At 64.1% G+C, this 7,251-nt stretch carries 7 protein-coding genes; 1 reads left to right on the forward strand and 6 read right to left on the reverse strand.

The features are described from left to right. Positions 1-42 precede the first annotated feature (42 nt). Entirely contained in the window at positions 43-2,007 is a 1,965-nt protein-coding gene (locus BGRAMDRAFT_RS31650) for an ATP-binding cassette domain-containing protein (protein WP_006053003.1), read from the reverse strand. Between the two features lie 135 nt (positions 2,008-2,142). Here BGRAMDRAFT_RS31650 and BGRAMDRAFT_RS31655 point away from each other — a divergent pair, with 135 nt between their 5' ends. Beyond that, positions 2,143-2,622 (forward strand): glutathione peroxidase, encoded by a 480-nt coding sequence (locus tag BGRAMDRAFT_RS31655; protein WP_006053004.1) that lies wholly within the window; start codon positions 2,143-2,145, stop codon positions 2,620-2,622. A 23-nt stretch (positions 2,623-2,645) separates the two neighbouring features. Here the strand turns inward: BGRAMDRAFT_RS31655 and cls are convergent, their stop codons facing one another. The 5 genes from cls to BGRAMDRAFT_RS31680 all read right to left on the reverse strand — a co-directional run. Next, entirely contained in the window at positions 2,646-4,127 is a 1,482-nt protein-coding gene (gene cls / locus BGRAMDRAFT_RS31660) for a cardiolipin synthase (RefSeq protein WP_006053005.1), read from the reverse strand. 281 nt (positions 4,128-4,408) lie between these two features. Continuing rightward, positions 4,409-5,293 carry a 50S ribosomal protein L3 N(5)-glutamine methyltransferase gene (gene prmB, locus BGRAMDRAFT_RS31665; RefSeq protein WP_006053006.1) on the reverse strand — a complete coding sequence of 295 codons (885 nt, stop codon included), beginning with the start codon at positions 5,291-5,293 and terminating at the stop codon, positions 4,409-4,411. A gap of 38 nt (positions 5,294-5,331) precedes the next feature. Then, positions 5,332-6,471, reverse strand: coding sequence for a succinyl-diaminopimelate desuccinylase (dapE, locus tag BGRAMDRAFT_RS31670; protein ID WP_006053007.1), 1,140 nt, complete (start codon positions 6,469-6,471; stop codon positions 5,332-5,334). Positions 6,472-6,588: 117 nt separating this feature from the next. Then, positions 6,589-6,954 carry an ArsC family reductase gene (locus BGRAMDRAFT_RS31675; RefSeq protein ID WP_006053008.1) on the reverse strand — a complete coding sequence of 122 codons (366 nt, stop codon included), beginning with the start codon at positions 6,952-6,954 and terminating at the stop codon, positions 6,589-6,591. Continuing rightward, positions 6,954-7,251 (reverse strand): DapH/DapD/GlmU-related protein (locus BGRAMDRAFT_RS31680; protein WP_044022032.1); only part of this gene is annotated, 298 nt, incomplete at its 5' end. The genes BGRAMDRAFT_RS31675 and BGRAMDRAFT_RS31680, both read right to left, overlap by 1 nt.

Raw genomic sequence — 7,251 nt, forward strand, 5'->3', positions numbered from 1 at the left:
AACCTCTCGTCGATGCCGGCGCGGATCGCAGCGAGCGTCCCGCTAGCCGATTTGTTCGAGTTCCTCGTGTGTCTCGAGCCACTCGGCTTCGAGCGCCTCGAGGCGTGCGTTCACATCTGCCTGACGGCGGATCGCGTCCGTCAGCTTGCTCTTCTGAGCGGGCTCGTAACTGGCCGGATCGGCGACGAACGCGTCGAGCGTCGCCTTCTCCGCGTTGAGCGCGTCCATTTCCTTCTCGATCTTCGTGATGCGGCTTTGCAGCGGCTTTTTCAGATGCGCGAGCTTCTGACGCGTTTCTGCTTCGAGCCTGCGTTGCTCCTTGCGATTCACGCCGCTGTCAGCGCCGTTGTCGGTGCCGTTCGAGCCACCATTCGCCGCGCCGTTCGCCGCATTCCCCGCCTTCAACGCCGCGCGCTGCTCCGCTGCGTGCTGCAAGAGCCAGTCGCGGTAATCGTCGAGATCGCCGTCGAATTCCTGCAGACGATGCTTCGCGACCAGCATGAACTGATCGGTCGTGGCGCGCAGCAAATGCCGGTCGTGCGAGACGAGAATGAGCGTGCCTTCGAACTGCGCGAGCGCCATCGTCAAAGCGTGCCGCGTCTCCAGATCCAGGTGATTGGTCGGCTCGTCGAGCAGGAGCAGGTTCGGCTTTTGCCAGATGATCAGCGCAAGCGCGAGCCGCGCCTTCTCGCCGCCGGAGAAGGGCGCGATTTTCGACGTCGCCATTTCGCCGGAAAAATTGAAGCTGCCGAGGAAGTCGCGCAATTCCTGTTCGCGTGTGTCGGGCGCAAGACGCGCGAGGTGCTGCAACGGCGTGTCGTCCGCGCGCAGCGTTTCCAACTGATGCTGCGCGAAATAGCCGATGCGCAAACCCTTGCCTTCGCGCACATGCCCGCCGAGCGGCGCAAGCGTGCCGGCCAGCGTCTTGATCAGCGTTGACTTGCCCTGGCCGTTCGCGCCGAGCAGGCCGATGCGCTGACCGTTCTGGATAGACAGCATCACACGCTCGACGATCGGAATCTCCGCGCCGTCCTCGCTGTGGTAGCCGCAGCGCACGTCTTCCATCACCATCATCGGATTCGGCGCGGAATCGGGCGTGCGGAATTCGAACGTGAACGGCGACGTGGCGTGCGCCGGCGCGATCAGTTCCATCTTTTCGAGCGCCTTCACGCGGCTTTGCGCCTGACGCGCCTTGGTGGCCTGCGCCTTGAAACGGTTGATGTAGCTCTGCAGATGCGCGACCGTGCGCTGCTGCTTCTCGTACGCATTCTGTTGCAGCGCGATCTGCTGCGCGCGCAGCACTTCGAATTGCGAGTAGTTGCCGCCGTAACGTTTGATCTGCTGCTGTTCGAGATGCAGCGTGACGTTGCAGACGGAGTCGAGAAATTCGCGGTCGTGCGAGATCACGATCAGCGTGCCCGGATAGCGATGCAGCCACTCCTCGAGCCAGACGATTGCGTCGAGGTCCAGGTGGTTGGTCGGTTCGTCGAGCAGCAGCAAGTCCGATCGGCACATCAGCGCCTGCGCGAGATTCAGGCGCATGCGCCAGCCGCCCGAGAAACTGCTGACCGGCTCGCGGGTCTGCTCGAGCGTGAAGCCGAGACCGAGCAGCAAGGCTTCGGCGCGCGCGGGCGCCGTGTAGCCGTCGGCGTCCGCAAAGGCTGCGTGGGCTTCGGCTTCGGCCGCGCCGTCGTGCGCGGCGGACGCGGCGCCAATGCGTGCTTCGATCGCGCGCAACGCGGCGTCGCCGTCGAGCGTATAGGCGAGCGCGGTCTTGTCGGCAGCGGGCGTTTCCTGCGCGACGTGCGCGATCTGCCACGTGGGCGGGATCGAAAAATCGCCGCCGTCCGCGTGCAGTTCGCCGAGCAGCACGGCAAACAGCGTCGACTTGCCCGCGCCGTTTGCGCCCACGAGGCCGGCCTTTTCGCCGGGATTGAGCGTGAACGTGGTGTTGTCGAAGAGCGGCTTGGTGCCGCGCGCGAGGCTGAACTGGTTAAAGCGGATCACGAAAAGGCCGGCTGAAGAAAAACGCTATTTTAGACTGCCGGGGATGACACCGGGACCTTAGCCGGCATCGGCCATTCGGCCGACTGTATCGGCCGCGCTTTTGACATAGACTGACGGCTTTCGTGGGGAGAGCATATGACATCGATTTATTCTTTTACGGCCCGCACGCTAGGCGGCGAGGAAGTGAGCCTCGCGCAGTACGAAGGCAAAGTGCTGCTGATCGTCAATACGGCGAGCGAATGCGGGTTCACGCCGCAATACGCGGGCTTGCAGAAGCTCTATGACGGCTACGCGGCGCGCGGGCTCACGGTGCTGGGCTTCCCATGCAATCAGTTCGGCAAGCAGGAACCTGGCGACGCCGCGCAGATCGGCAGCTTTTGCGAGAAGAACTACGGCGTGACGTTCCCGATGTTCGACAAGATCGACGTGAACGGCGCGAATGCGCATCCGCTCTTTCGGTATCTGACGGGCGAGGCGCCGGGGCTGCTCGGCCTCGAAGGCATCAAGTGGAATTTCACGAAGTTTCTGATCGGCCGCGACGGCAACGTGCTCAAGCGCTATGCGCCGCTGACCAAGCCGGAGACGATTACCGAGGACATCGAAAAGCTGCTGTGAAACCGGCGGCGCGTGGCGGGGTTTTAGAGAATCGGCGAGAACAGCCGGGCCACGTGCATGAGTACGCGCCGCACCGCGCTCGCCTGGCGATACTCGTTGCGGTCGATCTCGCGCGATTGCGCGAAGTCGTCGAGCAGCATGGCTTCGACTTCTTTCGCAAATGACTGATCGACGGTCACGACCATGATCTCGAAGTTGAGCCGGAACGAACGGTTGTCGAGGTTGGCGCTGCCCACCGCGGCGGCCACCGTGTCGATCAGCACGACCTTCTGGTGCAGAAAGCCGGGTTGATAACGAAAGATGCGGATGCCCGCGCGCAGCGAATCGTACGCGTACAACTTCGACGCTTCGAACACCACGACGTGATCGCGCCGGCTCGGAATCATGATGCGCACGTCGACGCCGCGCAGCGCGGCGAGCCGCAATGCGGAGAACACGGCTTCGTCGGGAATGAGGTAGGGCGTCGTGATCCAGATGCGCTCGCGCGCCGCGTTGATCGCTTCGACGAAAAACAGCGAGCAGGTTTCCTGCTTGTCGGCGGGGCCGCTCGGCACAACCAGGCAGTGCATGTCGTGGTTGGCGGCGGGCGTTGAGCTTGCGGGGAGCGACGCGTTCGTGGAGTCCACCGGCATCGGCGGCACATCGAGTTGCGGCAATTGCTGCGTGGCCCAGTACCAGTCCTCGGTGAACACGAACTGGATGCTCGCGACCGCCGGCCCGCGCACTTCGATATGCGTGTCGCGCCACGGCGAAAGCGGCGGCTTCGCGCCCAGATACTCGACGCCGACGTTGTGTCCGCCGACAAACGCGCGCTCGCCGTCGACGGAAACGATTTTGCGGTGATTGCGGAAGTTCAGTTGCAGCCGGTTGACGAACAGGCGATTGGTCGCGAACGGATGCGTGTCCACGCCGCCCGCGCGCAACGACGCGACGTAACGATGAGGTAGATCGAAGCTGCCGATGCTGTCGTAGAGGAAATAGACGCGCACGCCTTGCCGCGCTTTCGCGATCAACGCTTCCTTGAACATCTCGCCGAGCGCGTCTTCACGGACGATGAAGAACTGCACGATGATGTAGTGACGCGCGTGCTCGATGGCGTCGAAAATGGCCTCGAAAGTCGCCGTGCCGTTCACCAGCGTACGCACGGCATTGCCCGGCAGAAACGGCATGCCGCCAAGGCGCGTCAGCGAGTGCACGAGCCTGCCGCCCAGCGCATGCGCGGGCAGTTCGACCGACGAAGCCAGCTTGTCCCACTGCGGAGGATGCGCGTGCGTGCGCAACAGTTCGTTCTCGACGCGGCGGGCGTCGGCATAGCCGGCGAACTTGCTGCGCCCGAGGAACAGATAAGGGACGAGCGTCAGATACGGCATCGCGACCAGCGACACGGCCCAGGCGATCGCGCCTTGCGACGTGCGGGTATTGAGAATCGCGTGACACGCCGCGACCGCGCCGAGTATGTGCGCGAGGGCCACCAGCGTGCCGACGTGAAGCAGGTCGAATTGCATAGGCGAGCGAAGGGTTGAGCGAAATGCCGTGCCGGGGCGTCGGAGGAACGCGGGCAACGGCGCTCATCTTACCGAACGCGAGGCGGTTGGGGTGAGGGCGGGGTTTGTGTGGGGCGGCGGCGGGGGCGGGCTTAGAGCTTCTGTGGACGGCGCGTGCGCGCGGCGGCGCGCGTGCTGGCTGGCTTCGGCGGGCAGCCCAGCAAAAGCGGCAAGCCAACGCCGACCGGCGCGCAGGCGCCTCTCGCCCACACACCGCTCGGCGCTAAAACATCGTCACAACATCAGACGGGCAGATCCGCGGCCTGAATCAGGAACACGTTGTCGTCGCCGGCGCTCGTCGACAGCCAGACGAGGTTCAGGCCGCCGAACGCCGCTTCCACATGCTGACGCTCGTTGCCGATCTCGATCACGAGCACGCCGTCTTCGGTCAGCCAGTTGCGTGCGTCCGCAATGATTCGCCGCACGATGTCCATGCCGTCCGCGCCGCCCGCAAGCGCCATTTCCGGCTCGTGCTTGTATTCGGCGGGCAGCTCCCGCATCGACGCCGCGTTCACATACGGCGGATTGCTGATGATCACGTCGTAGCGGCGCTCCGCGAGCGGCGCATACAGATCGCCTTCGAAGAGCGCGATGCGGTCGTCGAGCTTGTAGTCGGCCACGTTGCGCGCGGCGACTTCGAGGGCCGGTGCGGACAGGTCCACCGCGTCGATGTCGGCATTCGGAAACGCGTGCGCCGCGAGAATCGCGAGACACCCCGAACCCGTGCACAGTTCGAGCACGGCGCTCACCTGCTCGGGATCTTCCACATACGGTTGCAGGCCGTCCTGCAGCAGCTCGCCGATAAACGAACGCGGCACGATCACGCGCTCGTCGACGTAAAAGCGAAAGCCGTGCATCCACGCTTCCTGCGTGATGTACGCGGCCGGCACGCGCTCGCTGGCGCGGCGCTCGATCACGTTGAGCACGGCGTCGATTTCGGCTGCCGAGAGACGCGCGTCCATGAACGGCTCGAGCAGGTCGAGCGGCAGATGGAGCGTGTGCAGCACCAGGTAGGCGGCTTCGTCGTAGGCGTTGGCCGAGCCGTGGCCGAACGACAGCCCGGCCTGATTGAAGCGCGACACCGCGAAACGCAGCAGGTCGCGGACGGTGGAAAAGGGCAGCGTCATCGCAATAGTCCTTGAATGTCCCTCGTATGCGCCGAGGGTTAAGCGATCAGTTGTTCGAGCACGCGGCGGTACACGTTCTTGAGCGGCTCGATGTGGGCGACTTCGATATGTTCGTCGATCTTGTGGATGCTGGCGTTGAGCGGGCCGAACTCGACCACCTGTTGGCAGATGCGCGCGATGAAGCGGCCGTCCGACGTGCCGCCCGTGGTCGACAGTTCGGTGTTGACGCCGGTTTCGTCCTTGATCGCTTTCGCCAGCGCGCTCGACAGTTCGCCGTGCGGCGTGAGAAACGGCAGGCCGCTGACCGTCCATTGCAGATCGTATTCGAGGCCGTGCCGGTCGAGGATCGCGTGGACGCGCTGCTGCAATCCTTCGACCGTGCTGGCCGTCGAGAAGCGGAAGTTGAACATGATGTCGGCGTGGCCGGGAATCACGTTGGTGGCGCCTGTGCCGCTATGAATGTTCGACACTTGCCAGGTGGTGGGCGGGAAGTACTGGTTGCCGTCATCCCAGCGTTCGGCGACGAGATCGGCCAGCGCGGGCGCGAGCAGATGCACCGGGTTTTTCGCCAGATGCGGATACGCGATATGGCCTTGCACGCCCTTCACGACGAGTTTGCCCGACATCGAGCCGCGCCGGCCGTTCTTTACCGTGTCGCCGAACTGCGCGCTCGAAGTCGGTTCGCCGACGATGCAGTAGTCCATGCGTTCGCCGCGCGCCTGCAGCGCTTCGACCACTTTGACGGTGCCGTCGGTGGCGGGGCCTTCTTCGTCGCTCGTGATCAGGAACGCGATCGAGCCGCGATGCTGAGGATGCGCCGCGACGAATTCCTCGCTCGCCACCACGAAGCCGGCGATCGACGTTTTCATGTCGGCTGCGCCCCGGCCGTACAGCTTGCCATCGCGATGCGTCGGCTCAAACGGCGCGGATTGCCATTGATCGAGCGGGCCGGTGGGCACCACGTCCGTATGACCGGCAAACGCGAGCAGCTTGCCCGCGCGGCCGTCGACGCCGCGTTTCACGGCCCACAGATTCGTCACGCCGTTCGATTCGATGGTTTCGTGCTCGAAGCCGAGCGCGGACAGGCGCTCGATCAGAAGGCGCTGGCAATGCTGGTCGTCGGGCGTGACGGAGGCGCGCGCGATCAGTTGTTCGGTAAGGGCGAGGGTGCCGGACATGGATTCAGTACAAGCCACTTGGAAATGAAAAAATGCCGGCTGGCGGTGAAGCACCGCAGCCGGCAACAGCTTTGACGCAACGCGGCGGACCGCGTTTTTAGGCAAACAGCGCTACGCTTACGCAAACAACGCCGCGTATTCGTCGGCGGAAAAACCGAGCGACTTGACGCGGCCGTTGACCACCAGCACCGGCCGCTTGATCACCGACGGCTTGTGGATCATCAACGCGATCGCGCCCGGCTGCGTGTCCGCGGCGGCCTTCATGTCGTCGGACAGGCCGCGCCATGTGGTGCCGCGACGGTTCAGCAGCGCGTCGAGCTTTACGTCCTTCAGCCAGTCCTGCACGAGCGGCTCGGTCACGCCGGCCTTCTTGAAGTCGTGAAACTCGAACTCGACGCCGTGCTCCTCGAGCCACACGCGCGCTTTCTTCACCGTGTCGCAATTCGGAATGCCGTAGACGACAGTTTTTGTGCCGCGCGCCATCAGTCGCCTCGCAGAAGCTCGTTCAGGCCGACCTTCGCGCGTGTCTTCGCGTCGACCTTCTTGACGATCACGGCGCAGTAGAGGCTATGCGAACCGTCCTTCGACGGCAGATTGCCCGCCACCACGACCGAACCCGCCGGAATGCGGCCATACGACACTTCGCCGGTTTCGCGGTCGTAAATCTTGGTGCTCTGGCCGAGGTACACGCCCATCGAAATGACCGAGTTTTCCTCGACGATCACGCCTTCCACCACTTCCGAGCGCGCGCCGATAAAGCAGTTGTCCTCGATGATGACC

The organism is Paraburkholderia graminis C4D1M, assembly GCF_000172415.1.
GTDB classification, from domain to species: domain Bacteria; phylum Pseudomonadota; class Gammaproteobacteria; order Burkholderiales; family Burkholderiaceae; genus Paraburkholderia; species Paraburkholderia graminis.